The organism is Streptomyces sp. NPDC051576, from assembly GCF_040681835.1.
Classification (GTDB): Bacteria; Actinomycetota; Actinomycetes; order Streptomycetales; family Streptomycetaceae; genus Streptomyces.
This window is the reverse complement of record NZ_JBFAZO010000001.1, coordinates 734,277-748,295: the sequence shown is the minus strand read 5'-3', so window position 1 is coordinate 748,295 and position 14,019 is coordinate 734,277. Positions and strand designations below refer to the sequence as shown.

At 69.8% G+C, this 14,019-nt stretch carries 10 protein-coding genes; 8 read left to right on the top strand and 2 right to left on the bottom strand.

All coding sequences use genetic code 11. From position 1 onward, the window contains the following. The first annotated feature begins 8 nt into the window (after window positions 1-8). Window positions 9-1,043 (top strand): class II fructose-bisphosphatase, encoded by a 1,035-nt coding sequence (gene glpX, locus AB0M63_RS03615; protein WP_355903608.1) that lies wholly within the window; start codon window positions 9-11, stop codon window positions 1,041-1,043. 66 nt (window positions 1,044-1,109) lie between these two features. Here the strand turns inward: glpX and AB0M63_RS03610 are convergent, their stop codons facing one another. Together AB0M63_RS03610 and AB0M63_RS03605 are read right to left on the bottom strand one after the other, a co-directional pair. Further along, window positions 1,110-1,484 (bottom strand): WhiB family transcriptional regulator, encoded by a 375-nt coding sequence (locus AB0M63_RS03610; RefSeq protein ID WP_026150672.1) that lies wholly within the window; start codon window positions 1,482-1,484, stop codon window positions 1,110-1,112. A 173-nt stretch (window positions 1,485-1,657) separates the two neighbouring features. Beyond that, on the bottom strand, window positions 1,658-2,377 hold the full coding sequence (locus tag AB0M63_RS03605) for a DUF1707 domain-containing protein (protein ID WP_355903604.1): 720 nt from the start codon (window positions 2,375-2,377) through the stop codon (window positions 1,658-1,660). A gap of 168 nt (window positions 2,378-2,545) precedes the next feature. Here AB0M63_RS03605 and AB0M63_RS03600 point away from each other — a divergent pair, with 168 nt between their 5' ends. The 7 genes from AB0M63_RS03600 (at window position 2,546) to AB0M63_RS03570 (ending at window position 13,997) form a co-directional block, all read left to right on the top strand. Then, window positions 2,546-4,213 (top strand): fumarate hydratase, encoded by a 1,668-nt coding sequence (locus AB0M63_RS03600; RefSeq protein WP_366018234.1) that lies wholly within the window; start codon window positions 2,546-2,548, stop codon window positions 4,211-4,213. 130 nt (window positions 4,214-4,343) lie between these two features. Further along, window positions 4,344-4,784: a hypothetical protein gene (locus AB0M63_RS03595; RefSeq protein WP_366018232.1), complete on the top strand. Its 441-nt coding sequence runs from the start codon at window positions 4,344-4,346 to the stop codon at window positions 4,782-4,784. A gap of 13 nt (window positions 4,785-4,797) precedes the next feature. Next, window positions 4,798-7,851, top strand: a complete 3,054-nt coding sequence (locus AB0M63_RS03590; protein ID WP_366018231.1) for an NACHT domain-containing protein — start codon at window positions 4,798-4,800, stop codon at window positions 7,849-7,851. A 59-nt stretch (window positions 7,852-7,910) separates the two neighbouring features. Then, entirely contained in the window at window positions 7,911-9,296 is a 1,386-nt protein-coding gene (locus AB0M63_RS03585; RefSeq protein ID WP_355903592.1) for a class II fumarate hydratase, read from the top strand. Between the two features lie 72 nt (window positions 9,297-9,368). Further along, window positions 9,369-10,061 carry a DUF402 domain-containing protein gene (locus AB0M63_RS03580; protein ID WP_355903589.1) on the top strand — a complete coding sequence of 231 codons (693 nt, stop codon included), beginning with the start codon at window positions 9,369-9,371 and terminating at the stop codon, window positions 10,059-10,061. A 290-nt stretch (window positions 10,062-10,351) separates the two neighbouring features. Further along, entirely contained in the window at window positions 10,352-12,445 is a 2,094-nt protein-coding gene (locus tag AB0M63_RS03575) for a SpoIIE family protein phosphatase (protein WP_355903586.1), read from the top strand. Window positions 12,446-12,539: 94 nt separating this feature from the next. Further along, complete coding sequence (locus AB0M63_RS03570; RefSeq protein ID WP_355903583.1) at window positions 12,540-13,997, top strand: catalase; 1,458 nt, start codon at window positions 12,540-12,542, stop codon at window positions 13,995-13,997. Window positions 13,998-14,019 lie beyond the last annotated feature (22 nt).

The following is a 14,019-nucleotide window of genomic DNA, read 5'->3' as shown; positions in this document are numbered from 1 at the left end:
GCGCTCCGATGACCGAGCATCATCATCTGCCGTCCGAACTCGAAGTCCCCTCCGAGGCCCCCGACCGCAACCTCGCCCTGGAACTCGTCCGGGTGACCGAAGCCGCCGCGATGGCCGCGGGCCGCTGGGTCGGGCGCGGCGACAAGAACGGCGCCGACGGCGCCGCCGTGCGTGCCATGCGGACCCTCGTCTCCACCGTCTCGATGAACGGCGTCGTCGTCATCGGTGAGGGCGAGAAGGACGAGGCGCCGATGCTCTTCAACGGCGAGCGTGTCGGTGACGGGACCGGGCCCGAGTGCGACATCGCCGTCGACCCGATCGACGGCACCACGCTCAACGCCAAGGGCATGCCGAACGCGATCGCCGTGCTGGCCGCCGCGGACCGGGGTTCGATGTTCGACCCGTCCGCCGTGTTCTACATGGACAAGCTGGTCACCGGGCCCGAGGCCGCCGAGTTCGTCGACATCGAGGCCCCGATCTCGGTGAACGTCCGCCGGGTCGCCAAGGCCAAGCGGGTCACGCCCGAGGACGTCACCGTCGTCGTCCTGGACCGGCCGCGCCACGACGGCATCATCAAGGAGATCCGGGAGACCGGTGCGCGGATCAAGCTGATCTCCGACGGCGATGTCGCCGGGTCGATCCTGGCGCTGCGCGAGGGCACCGGCGTCGACCTGCTGCTCGGCATCGGCGGCACCCCCGAGGGCATCATCTCGGCGTGTGCCGTGAAGTGCCTCGGGGGCGTCATCCAGGGCAAGTTGTGGCCGAAGGACGACGCCGAGCGGCAGCGGGCGCTGGACGCCGGGCACGACCTGGACCGCGTGCTGACCACGAACGACCTGGTGTCGGGCGAGAACGTGTTCTTCGTCGCGACCGGGATCACGGACGGCGAGCTGCTGCGGGGCGTGCGCTACCGCTCGGAGACCGCCACCACCGACTCGATCGTGATGCGGTCCAAGTCCGGCACGGTCCGGCGGATCGACTCCGAGCACCGGCTCAGCAAGCTGCGGGCCTACAGCGCGATCGACTTCGACCGGGCCAAGTAGCCGCGACCACACGGTCGTACACGAAGAGGCGCCCCCGGTGCGGTGGGGGCGCCTCTTCCACGTCGGTCAGCCGGCCGCCGCTATACGGCCCGCCGCGCGGGCCTTCTGGAGCTCCAGGTCGCGGCGGCGGCGCCTGGCCAGGACCACCCGGCGTTCGGCGGCGGTGAGGCCGCCCCAGACGCCGTACGGCTCCGGTTGCAGGAGCGCGTGCTCCCGGCACTCGACCATGACCGGACAGCGGGCGCAGACGCGCTTGGCGGCGTCCTCGCGGGAGAGTCGGGCGGCGGTGGGTTCCTTGGAGGGGGCGAAGAACAGGCCGGCCTCGTCGCGCCGGCACACCGCTTCGGTGTGCCAGGGAGCGTCTTGGTCCCTGTCTCGCGCAGGCACCCGCTGAGCCGGAACAGCGGCTACCTGCAGGGACGAATGCGGCGGTTGCAGCACGGTCTACTCCTGACGACGGCTTCGCGAGCGAGAGACGATGCAGCAAGCCCTACCCGCTGTGCGCGCGCCTATGCACTGAGTTCCGAACCGCTGGTTTTCGGGCTCTTCTGCGCGATGTCAGGGGCCGACCGGCGTGGACCGATCAGCTCCACATGTGCCCCGATTCACAACCGTCAACGATCCAGGTGCTTGCGCAAACTCTTGTCGACCTTGCGCTGAACCCGATCGAGAATGTCCGCAACGAGCTTGCCCCGCTTGGGTTTTGCCTCGATGTTTCCGAGTACGGCCCACCCGTCGACGTAGACCACCGGCGCGTCCGGTTCCAGGGAATCCAGCGTGTCCACCTCGAAGTTGCCGAGGACACCGCCGCCGGTGCCGCGCAGCGACACGTTCTCCGGGACGCGGATCTCGACGTTGCCGAAGACCGAGATGGCCTTGATGACGACCTGCTGGTACTCGAAGATCGCCTCGCTGAGGTCGATCTCGACACTGCCGAACACGGCGTACGCGTGCATACGGCGGCCGGCCCGCCAGCGGCCCTTGCGCATGGCGGCGCTGAACACCGCCACCACGTTCTCATCGGCCTCGGCGGGGATCGCGCCCTCCGTCGGGCGGTTCGGGGCGGGGCTGTACGACGCGGCAGTCGCCCGATGCCCATGGGCGGCCGGCAGATCCTGGATGAAGACCTCCAGCTCGCCCACCGTCTTGGCGCTCAGCACCCCCTCGACCCGCTCGGCGTGCTCGTCGGCGGTCAGCCGCCCCTCGGCCAGGGCGTCCCGCAGGATGTCGGCGATGCGGTCACGGTCGGCGTCCGAGGCGCGCAGCGCGGAGGCCGCGGGGGCGGGCTGCGGGGCCGCGGGCTGCTTCTGCGCGGGCTGCTTCTGAAGGTCCACGGCAGCAGCGTACCGAAACGCGATAGATCGCGACTAGGGGTGTGGACAACGTTGGCGTGGCGAACTGAGCCCTACCTCACAAGCCCGCTGTCAGCGGCAGGTTCTACGCTGGTGGGCGCCGGCCGATGGAGGCCGGCTGCGCTGTCTGTCGAGTGAGGAATGGGCGACATGCCTGAGTTCGCGTACACCGATCTGCTCCCCATGGGAGAGGACACCACCCCGTACCGGCTGGTGACCTCCGAGGGTGTCTCCACCTTCGAGGCCGACGGGCGGACGTTCCTCAAGGTCGAGCCGGAGGCGCTGCGCAAGCTCGCGGCCGAGGCGATCCACGACATCCAGCACTATCTGCGGCCCGCGCACCTCGCGCAGCTCCGCCGGATCATCGACGACCCCGAGGCGTCGAACAACGACAAGTTCGTCGCCCTGGACCTGCTGAAGAACGCGAACATCGCGGCGGCCGGCGTGCTGCCCATGTGCCAGGACACCGGCACGGCGATCGTCATGGGCAAGCGCGGGCAGAACGTCCTCACCGGAGGTGAGGACGAGAAGGCCCTGTCGCGCGGCATCTACGACGCCTACCTGAACCTGAACCTGCGGTACTCGCAGATGGCCCCGCTGACGATGTGGGACGAGAAGAACACCGGATCGAACCTGCCCGCCCAGATCGAGCTGTACGCGACCGACGGCGGCGCCTACAAGTTCCTGTTCATGGCGAAGGGCGGCGGCTCGGCCAACAAGTCGTTCCTCTACCAGGAGACGAAAGCGGTCCTCAACGAGGGCTCCATGATGAAGTTCCTCGAGGAGAAGATCCGTTCGCTGGGTACGGCGGCCTGCCCGCCGTACCACCTGGCGATCGTGGTCGGCGGCACGAGCGCCGAGTACGCGCTGAAGACCGCGAAGTACGCCTCCGCGCACTACCTGGACGAGATCCCGGCCGAGGGTTCGGAGTTGGGGCACGGCTTCCGGGACAAGGACCTGGAGCAGAAGGTCTTCGAGCTGACCCAGAGGATCGGCATCGGGGCGCAGTTCGGCGGCAAGTACTTCTGCCACGACGTGCGCGTGGTGCGGCTGCCGCGGCACGGCGCGTCCTGCCCGGTCGCCATCGCCGTGTCCTGCTCGGCCGACCGGCAGGCCGTCGCGAAGATCACCGCGGAGGGCGTCTTCCTGGAGCAGTTGGAGACCGACCCGGCGCGGTTCCTGCCGGAGACGACCGACGAGCATCTCGACGAGGCCGGCGACGTCGTGAAGATCGACCTCAACCAGCCGATGGACGACATCCTCGCCGAGCTGACCAAGTACCCGGTGAAGACCCGGCTTTCGCTCTCCGGCCCGCTGGTCGTGGCCCGTGACATCGCGCACGCCAAGATCAAGGAGCGGCTCGACGCGGGCGAGGAGATGCCGCAGTATCTGAAGGACCACCCGGTGTACTACGCGGGCCCGGCGAAGACCCCCGAGGGCTACGCGTCCGGCTCCTTCGGCCCGACCACGGCCGGGCGCATGGACTCCTACGTCGAGCAGTTCCAGGCGGCGGGCGGTTCCAAGGTGATGCTCGCGAAGGGCAACCGCAGCAAACAGGTCACCGACGCCTGCGACGCGCACGGCGGCTTCTACCTCGGCTCGATCGGCGGCCCGGCGGCCCGGCTCGCCCAGGACTGCATCAAGAAGGTCGAGGTCGTCGAGTACGAGGAGCTCGGCATGGAGGCCGTCTGGAAGATCGAGGTCGAGGACTTCCCGGCGTTCGTCGTGGTCGACGACAAGGGCAACGACTTCTTCCAGAACCCGGCTCCGGAGCCGACGTTCACGCACATTCCGGTGCGGGGGCCGGGGCTGGCCTGAGCGTCGCGCCGTCCCCCCGTCGGGGCGAGCGCGCTTCCGCCGGGCCCGCCAGGGCAATGCGGTTGTTCGTGATGTCAACGGGGCCTGCTGGGCCCTACCCTGAGGGCCTGTCACTCTCGGGGGAGCACGCATGACGTTCGACCAGTCCTCCTGGCAGCTCCACAACAGCCGGGTCTTCAACATCGCGGGCGATCTGCGTCTGACCGAGCAGAGCGGGCCGGCGGAGTTCGCCGAGGCGGTCGCCGAACTGCGGTCCCGTGTCGGCGCGTTGGAGGGGGTACCGGAGTCGGAGCGCGCTGCCCTCGACGCGGAACTGGCCCAAATCGCCGGGGACGCCCTCGGGGGCACGGGCGAGGCCGACGGCGATACGGCCGCCGATCCGGACGTGGAGGCCGCGAACGACCAGGACGACGCCGAGGCCGCGCCCGACGGAACGGATGACGCCGTCACCGGTCGGCTGACCCGGTTCGCCAACCGGCTACGCGCCCTGCGCGGCACCGCCGCCGCGGCCGCCGAACTGGGCAACACCGTGGACGAGCTGGCCCGCTGGGCCGGCGGCCACCACTTTTGATCGGCCCCGTGCGATGCGGGGATCCGACGCGACACAACCTGGCTACGAGCAGCCGAACTGGCGGGCGGAGACCGTCATCAACGCGGGCGCCGTCCACCTTCCCGGAAGCTCCGGGCCGCAGCTCGGTGGGACACCCGAGGACGTCCCTCCGCCGCCGCCGGACGCCGCGGGCTTCCGGCGGTCACTGGCCCGGCTGCTGCTGCGGAAGCTGACCTCCACGCTCGACGAGATGCACTGGCTGGACGACACGCTGGTCGAGTTGTCCGCGATCGTGGAGGACGTCGACGGCCGTACGGTGACCGGTCGCCGCCGCGGTCCCCTGAGACGGCGCGAACGCTCGGCGGTCAGACCGCTGATGCAGATGCTGGACCGCCCCGAGACCGACCTCGTCCTCCTCCAGGGCGGCGCCGGCGCGGGCAAGAGCGTGGCCCTGCGTCAGCACGCCATGTCGCGGTTGGAGGAGATCGCCGAGGGCCGCGACCCGGATGGGCCCCTGCCGCTCTACGTGAACCTCCGCGAGCTCAGGGCGAAACCCCATGAAATCAACACCGATGTACTGCGGCGGTACATCATGTCGCAGACCGGCGCACGGGGCAGCACCGACGTCGCGACGTACTTCGCCCACTGCTTCAGGGAGGACCTCCAGCAGCGACGGGTCACCCTGCTGCTCGACTCCTTCGACGAGATCCCGGCCGTACTCGACAGTCCGACGATCGACGCCGCGGTGGCGCCCTACATCCAGACCGTCATCGAGCTCGTCGGGGGCGGCGGGCGGTGTGTGGTCGCCGCGCGGGAGTACAAGGGCCCGCGCGCGTCGGGCTGGACCCGGCTCCAGCTCCTCGGCCTGGATCCGGAACAGCAGGAGGTGTTCCTGCGCAGACTCGGCTTCAGGGAGGCCGACTTCGCGCGCGTGCAGGCACTGCTGACGGAACCGCGCCGGGGGTTCGCGACCGAGCTGCGGAACCCGCTCAGCCTGCATCTCCTCGCCACGTACGTACGGGAGAGGGACGCCGTGCCGGACCGCCCGAGCGCGTTGTTCGAGGAGTACGCGGCGTCGCGGCTGCGCAGGGCACTGCCCTCGGCGGACGACCAGGACGGCCTTGAGCCCACCGGTCGGCGGCCCCACGGCCCGCACCGTCGGATCGAGGACTTCCTTGCCCGCTTCGCCTTCCAACTGACCGGGACGCGGGGCGGACTGTCCGTGGACGAGCGGACCTTGCGGAACGAGATCTCCCGGGATGCCGGGGATCCCGCGACCCGGGACCTGATGATCCAGGTACTCGCGGAGTCACGGATCCTGGTCTCCTCGCCGGAGGAACCGGTGGGGAGCGCCAACGAACCGGGACCCGCCGAGCAGTCCGGCCGCAGGGTGTCCTTCGGCCACCGACGCGTCCTGCAGTACTTCGCCGGCCGGTACGTGACCGAACACCCGTCGGCCGTACCGCCCCGTGAACTGGCGACCAGCGGGCAGTGGCGCGAGACCGCCGTGACCGTGCTCCAGGACGGTACCGCCGAGGTCACGGACCCGCTGCTGGAGGCACTGAGCGAGGTCCTCGCCGACGAGCGGGACCAGGCCGACCAGGCCGGCGCGGACGGGTTCACCTGGTCACCGAGGGCCGTACACACCCTGGAACTGCTGACGGCCGCCTACCAGGGCCGGCCGGAGTTGCCGCACACCCTCGTGCGGACGCTGGTCGAGGATCTCGTGGCGAGGGCGTGGAAACAGGGGAGCATCAGCGACCGCAAGTTCGCCCTGGACTGCATACCGCTGCTCTCCGAAGGACTGCGCCAGTCGTACGTGGACGCGGCGTTCGCCGGAAAGAGCAACTGGCTGCGGATGACGGCGCTGCGGGACTGCGCCATGTTGCCGGTGGTGCCGGCGACGGTACGGAGGGCGGTCCGCAGGCTGTTGATCACGCGTCTCGCGGAGAAGCCGTCGGCCGCGGAGACTCGGGCGTTCGACGGGGATCTGCGGCGGTTGCGTGTGGAGGAGGATCTGGTCGGGTTGCGGAGGGTGGTGAAGTGGGCGCCCAAGGGGGTCTGGCTCTGGTTCCCGTTCGGCACGTTGGTCCTGGTGCTTCCCGACCTATCGCGTCCGCTGACCATGCTGTCCGACTTCGTGCTGGGATCGCTCATAGCTTTCAGCGCTCCCTGGGCCCTCTTCTGGTGCGTCCAGGCCAGCGAGCCGCTGTCCTACGGAGCAAGGCGGCGGCGGATCCACAGGTTTCTGGATCAGAGCGGCCTCGGTGTGGTCAGGATCAGGCTCGTATGGCTGACGGTGGGCCTCGCCGCGGGAACCGGGGCTCTCTGTGTAATGGCGCTGGCGATCCTGGTCCTGTTGGCGTTCGCAGGGACACACGCATTGGTCGGGGCACTGGTCTGGCTGCTGTTGACCCTGTACGCGGCCATGTGGGGTCCCAGCCTTCTCTACGCGGTGCGTCGGGCCTCCCCCTCCTGGCCGTTCAGCGCGAGGAGAGTGGTGCTCGTCGTGCCGTACATGCTGATGTCCGAAACCCGTCTGGTCCGCAGGCTGTTGAAGAAGCAACCCACCCTGGTCTACGTACTGGCGGTCACGACGATCCCGCTGGGGCTCGGTATGGCGGGCTTCCTCAGCTACTTGATGACGCGGGTCCGATTCCCATCGCTGGTGGTCCACATCATCCTCGTGGTCTTCGGTGCGATAGCGGTCGGCACGCTCTCATACGCGCTGTTCCGCGTCGCCATCCGCCCCCTCTACCGCGAACTCCGCCGCCACCGCGCCCTCACCCGCGCCATCGCCCAGGGCTCCCCCGGCGGCCCCGCCTTCTTCACCGCCCTGTTCGACCTCCGCGACGCGAACGAAGCCGTCGACTACGTGTCGCGCATCCGCACCGTGCCACGCGGCGCCCCCCTCGACGTGGACCGGCAGACCCTGCGCCGCTGCATCGCCCTCCTTCAGGGCGGGGCGCCCGCCGAGCCCGTCCCCGGGATCTCCCCCGAAGCCCTGGCCCAACTGACCAAATGGCAGGACGACAGTCAGCTTCTCGACGAATTGGGGCGGCTGGACGAGCAGCTTCGTACCCGCTGACGGGACCATTCGGGGGAACGCCCCCGGAACATCCGGGCCCGCCCGGTCGCTATACGGGTATGAGCGACTACCGCATCGAGCACGACTCCATGGGCGAGGTACGGGTCCCGGCGGACGCGAAGTGGCGTGCCCAGACCCAGCGTGCCGTAGAGAACTTCCCGATCTCCGGCCAGCACATCGAGCGGGCCCACATCCAGGCCCTGGCCCGCATCAAGGGTGCCGCCGCCAAGGTGAACTCGGAACTGGGCGTGCTCGACAAGGACATCGCGGAGGCGATCCAGGAGGCGGCCCGTGAGGTCGCCGATGGGCAGTGGGACGAGCACTTTCCGATCGACGTGTTCCAGACGGGGTCGGGCACCTCGTCCAACATGAACACCAACGAGGTGATCGCGACCCTGGCGACCGAGCGGCTCGGGCGCGATGTGCATCCCAACGACCACGTGAACGCCTCGCAGTCGTCCAACGACGTCTTCCCGTCCTCCATCCACATCGCGGCCACCGGCGCCGTGATCCACGACCTGATTCCCGCCCTGGAGCATCTCTCGGACGCGCTGTCGCGCAAGTCCGTCGAGTTCGCCGATGTGGTGAAGTCCGGGCGGACCCATCTCATGGACGCCACGCCCGTGACGCTGGGCCAGGAGTTCGGCGGGTACGCGGCCCAGGTGCGCTACGGCGTCGAGCGGCTGGAGGCCTCGCTGCCGCGGCTCGCGGAGCTGCCTCTGGGCGGGACCGCCGTCGGTACGGGGATCAACACCCCGCCCGGGTTCTCCGCCGCCGTGATCGCTGAGGTCGCCCTGGTCACCGGGTTGCCGTTGACCGAGGCGCGGGACCACTTCGAGGCGCAGGGTGCCCGGGACGGGATCGTCGAGACCAGCGGGCAGTTGCGGACCATCGCCGTAGGGCTGACGAAGATCGCGAACGATCTGCGGTGGATGGCTTCCGGGCCGCGCACGGGGCTGGCCGAGATCTCCCTTCCCGACCTCCAGCCGGGGTCCTCGATCATGCCGGGCAAGGTCAACCCGGTGATTCCGGAGGCCGTGCTGATGGTCGCGGCGCAGGTCGTCGGCAATGACGCGACCGTCGCCACCGCCGGGGCCGCGGGCAACTTCGAGCTGAACGTCATGCTGCCGGTGATCGCCAAGAACGTCCTGGAATCGATCCGGCTGCTCGCGAACGTCTCGCGGCTGCTCGCCGACCGGACCGTCGACGGGATCGTCGCGCACCGCGAGCGGGCGCGTGAATACGCCGAGTCCTCGCCGTCCGTCGTCACCCCGCTCAACAAGTACATCGGGTACGAGGAGGCCGCCAAGGTGGCCAAAAAGGCGCTGGCGGAGCGGAAGACGATCCGGCAGGTCGTGCTGGAGAACGGCTATGTTGAGCGCGGCGATCTCACCGTCGCCCAGCTGGACGAGGCCCTCGATGTCCTGCGGATGACGCGGCCGTAACCTTTGGTTGCCATGGCGCGAACCGTGACGCGCACCGCAGCGTCGTATGCCCGGGGCACCTAATATCTGTTCATGGCAGACGGTGGAGCGGTGAGAGCGGTGGAAGCGGGTACGTCTACGGCCTTCTGGGCGCCCGGGAGTCAGATCCTGTGGCGCTACCGGGAGAACGCCGGCGAGCGCTTCCACATCGTCCGCCCCGTCACGGTCGTCCGCGACGACGAGGAGCTGCTCGCGGTCTGGATGGCGCCCGGCACCGAGTGTGTGAAGCCGGTGCTCGCGGACGGTACTTCGGTGCACGTGGAGCCGCTGGAGACCCGGTACACCAAGCCGCGCACCGTGCAGTTGGACCGCTGGTTCGGGACGGGCGTGCTGAAGCTGGCGCGGCCCGGTGAGCCCTGGTCGGTGTGGCTTTTCTGGGAACCAGGATGGCAGTTCAAGAACTGGTACGTGAACCTTGAGGAGCCGCTGGCCCGTTGGGCGGGCGGGGTCGACTCCGAGGACCATTTCCTGGACATCACCGTGGAGCCGGACCGGAGTTGGCAGTGGCGTGACGAGGACGAGTTCGCGCAGGCCCAGCGGGACGGTCTGATGGATCCCCAACTCGCCGAGCGGGTAAGGAAAGCGGGCTGGTCGGCGGTCGAGACGATCCGCGCCTGGGGCCCGCCGTTCGCGGACGGCTGGCAGCACTGGCGCCCGGATCCGTCCTGGGCTGTACCTTCACTTCCGGAGGACTGGGACCGCACCCCCGCGCACATGTCCACATGAGACCCTTGATGCGCCCCCGGTCCGCAACCGTAGGATCGTCCTCCGCAAGGGCACAGCGACAACTCCCGGGGCGGACACCGGGACTGACCAGACGTCACCGAGGGGCGGCAGGACGTGAGCGAGGGGTATCAGGGCACCGGCGGTTCGGGCCGCCGGCCCACCGGTGGCACAGGAACAGCCTCTGACCACGCGGGAATTCCGTTCCTGGGGCACGTATTCCGGGTATCGGCATTTCGGCGGGACGAACCGCGCGGACGGCGTGCGGTCCCGGACGGACGGATTCGACACGCGTGACGGAGCACCCCACCTCCTTCGAGCGCCCACAGGGCGCCGACCCCACGGACCCCCGTGGGGCGCTTCTGCGTACTCCGACGCCGCCCAGGCCGTCCGGTGCCGCCGGTTTACCGGCCCAGGCACGCACCGGTGAGCCGCATTCGGCACCGGGTACGAGCACGTCCCGCGCCAAGGGGAAGGACCCGGCAGGTACCCCTGTGAAGCCCGACACCGCAGGTGGCTCCGAGCACTCCCAGCCCTCGGCCGCCGAACCCGACACCCACCGTCCGCGTCCCGTGCCCGACGGCATCCCGGCCCAGCCAGCCGGTGGCGAGGTCTCCGACTCCTCCGACAAGGAGCGCCGTACGGGACAGGGGCTGCCACCGGGCCGTCCCATGCCGATGCGGCGGGACGGCGACCGGCTGCGCTTCGTGGGCGCCGCGACCCGGCGGATCGCCCGCGGCATCGACCTGGACGAGATCGTGATGGGGCTGTGCCGGGCGACCGTGCCGACCTTCTCGGACGCGATCCTGGTCTATCTGCGCGACCCGCTACCGGTGGGCGACGAGCGGCCGACCGGTCCCGTCGTGCTGCGGCTGCGCCGTACCGACCGGATCCCGGAGGAGCGGGACACGGAGAACGGCTTCCTGCCCGCCCTCCAGCCGGAGCAGCCGTCCGAGCTGTCGGCGGTCACCGCCGAGCTGTGCGAGGTACGGCCCGGCGGCGCGCTCAACGAGGTGCTGCGGGGCGTGCGGCCGGTCTTCGCGGACTCGCCCGCCGCCCGTGCCGCGCTGCCGGAACTCCTCGGCGAGGGCGGCGAGTTGATCGTCCCCGGCGGTCAGCGCGCGATCCTCGCGCCGCTGCGCGGCCGGCGCCGGGTGATCGGCGCCGCGCTCTTCCTGCGCAGCTCGGAGCGGATGGCGTTCGAGGCCGACGACCTCCTGGTCGCCGCCCAGCTCGCCACCCACAGCGCGCTGGGCATCGACAAGGCGGTGCTCTACGGCCGTGAGGCGTACATCGCCGACGAGCTGCAGCGCACCATGCTCCCCGAGACCCTCCCCCGCCCCACCGGCGTACGGCTGGCCTCCCGGTATCTCCCGGCCGCCGAGACGGCCCGGGTCGGCGGCGACTGGTACGACGCGATCCCGCTGCCCGGCAGCCGGGTCGCCCTGGTCGTCGGCGACGTCATGGGCCACTCCATGACCTCGGCCGCGATCATGGGCCAACTCCGCACCACCGCCCAGACGTTGGCGGGCCTGGACCTGCCCCCGCAGGAGGTCCTGCACCATCTCGACGAGCAGGCCCAGCGGCTGGGCACCGACCGCATGGCGACCTGCCTCTACGCGGTCTACGACCCGGTCTCGCACCGCATCACCATCGCCAACGCCGGCCATCCGCCGCCCGTCCTGCTCCACCTGGGCGGCCGGGCCGAGGTGCTGCGGGTGCCGCCCGGCGCCCCGATCGGCGTGGGCGGGGTCGACTTCGAAGCCGTGGAACTGGACGCACCCGCCGGAGCGACCCTGCTCCTCTACACGGACGGGCTGGTCGAGTCGCGGCTGCGGGACGTCTGGACCGGGATAGAGCAGCTCCGCGAGAAGCTCGCCGCGGTCGCGCAGCTCACCGGACCGGACCATCCGCCGCCCCTGGAAGCCCTGTGCGACGAGGTGCTCGACATGCTCGGCCCGGGCGACCGGGACGACGACATCGCGCTGCTCGCCGCCCGCTTCGACGGGATCGCGCCGAGTGACGTGGCGTACTGGTTCCTCGACCCGGAGGAAACGGCCCCCGGCCAGGCCCGCCGACTGGCCCGGCGCGCGCTGTCCCGCTGGGGCATGGAGGACATGAGCGACTCGGTCGAGCTGCTGGTCAGCGAGGTCGTGACGAACGCCGTGCGGTACGCCTCCCGCCCGGTCACGCTACGGCTGCTGCGGACCGACGTGCTGCGCTGCGAGGTCGGCGACGACGTGCCCCAGCTGCCCCGGCTGCGGCAGGCGCGGGCCACGGACGAGGGCGGGCGCGGCCTCTACCTGGTCAACAAACTGGCCCGTCGGTGGGGAGCCACCCGGCTGAGTACCGGAAAGGTGGTCTGGTTCGAACTGAACCGGAATTAGACCCCGTCCAAAAGTTGCCGACATACCGGCGTCGGAGTTGACTGCTGGGGTACGCGAAGCGGAAGCGACCTACTCTCCCTGAAGGAGGACGCTCGTGACGCAGGCACCCCAGCACACTCCGTACACCACGAACAACGTCGGAATTCCGGTGGAGAGCGACGAACACTCGCTCACCGTCGGACCCGACGGCCCGATCCTGCTCCAGGACCACTACCTCATCGAGAAGATGGCCCAGTTCAACCGGGAACGGGTCCCCGAGCGGGTGGTGCACGCCAAGGGCAGCGGGGCGTACGGCTTCTTCGAAGTCACCAACGACGTCAGTCAGTTCACCAGGGCCGATCTCTTCCAGCCCGGCAAACGCACCGAGATGCTGGCCCGGTTCTCCACCGTGGCCGGTGAGCAGGGCTCGCCCGACACCTGGCGCGACCCGCGCGGCTTCGCCCTCAAGTTCTATACGGAACACGGCAATTACGACATGGTGGGCAACAACACCCCGGTCTTCTTCGTCCGGGACACCATCAAGTTCCAGGACTTCATCCGCTCGCAGAAACGCCATCCGGTGACCGGGCTGCGCAGCAACGACATGCAGTGGGACTTCTGGACCCTCTCCCCCGAGTCGGCACACCAGGTGACCTGGCTGATGGGCGACCGGGGCATCCCGAAGACGTACCGCCACATGAACGGCTACAGCTCCCACACCTATATGTGGATCAACGGCGCCGGTGAGCGGTTCTGGGTGAAGTACCACTTCAAGACCGACCAGGGCATCGAGTACCTCACCCAGGCCGAGGCCGACGAACTGGCCGGGCAGGACGGCGACAAGCACCGCCGGGACCTGCACGAGTCGATCGAGTCCGGGAACGCGCCGAGCTGGACCCTGAAGGTCCAGATCATGCCGTTCGAGGACGCGGCGGACTACCGCTTCAACCCCTTCGACCTGACCAAGGTCTGGCCGCACGGGGACTATCCGCTGATCGACGTCGGCCGGATGACCCTGAACCGGAACCCGGAGGACTACTTCGTCCACATCGAGCAGGCCGCCTTCGAGCCCTCGAACCTGGTCCCGGGCATCGGCCCCTCACCGGACAAGATGCTGCTGGGCCGGCTGTTCTCGTACCCGGACACCCACCGGTACCGGATCGGCCCCAACTACGCCCAGCTGCCGCCGAACCGCCCGCACTCCCGGGTCGACTCGTACGCCAAGGACGGCCCGATGCGCTACGAGCCGTCCCGTGCCGCCCGCCCGTACGCCCCGAACTCCTACGGCGGCCCCGCGGCCGACTACGGGCAGTTCGGCGACCCGGCGAGCTGGCAGACCGCCGGTGAACTGGTGCGCGAGGCAACGAGGTTGCACCGCGAGGACGACGACTGGGGCCAGGCCGGCACGATGGTCCGCGAGGTCTTCGACGACGCGGCCCGCGACCGCCTCGTGTCCAACGTCAGCGGCCACCTGAAGGCCGACGTCTCCCGCTCGGTCCTCGACCGCGCCCTGCAGTACTGGCACAACATCGACAAGGAGACCGGCGACCGGATCGCCGCGAACTTCGCCTAGCGGTACGGCAGACGTTAGGGCG

What these genes read in the sequence shown, in the direction of transcription:
- glpX (WP_355903608.1), top strand. Translation starts at nt 9, where the DNA reads ATGACCGAGCATCATCATCTGCCGTCCGAACTCGAAGTCCCCTCCGAG.
- AB0M63_RS03600 (WP_366018234.1), top strand. Translation starts at nt 2,546, where the DNA reads ATGCCTGAGTTCGCGTACACCGATCTGCTCCCCATGGGAGAGGACACC.
- AB0M63_RS03595 (WP_366018232.1), top strand. Translation starts at nt 4,344, where the DNA reads ATGACGTTCGACCAGTCCTCCTGGCAGCTCCACAACAGCCGGGTCTTC.
- AB0M63_RS03590 (WP_366018231.1), top strand. Translation starts at nt 4,798, where the DNA reads ATGCGGGGATCCGACGCGACACAACCTGGCTACGAGCAGCCGAACTGG.
- AB0M63_RS03585 (WP_355903592.1), top strand. Translation starts at nt 7,911, where the DNA reads ATGAGCGACTACCGCATCGAGCACGACTCCATGGGCGAGGTACGGGTC.
- AB0M63_RS03580 (WP_355903589.1), top strand. Translation starts at nt 9,369, where the DNA reads ATGGCAGACGGTGGAGCGGTGAGAGCGGTGGAAGCGGGTACGTCTACG.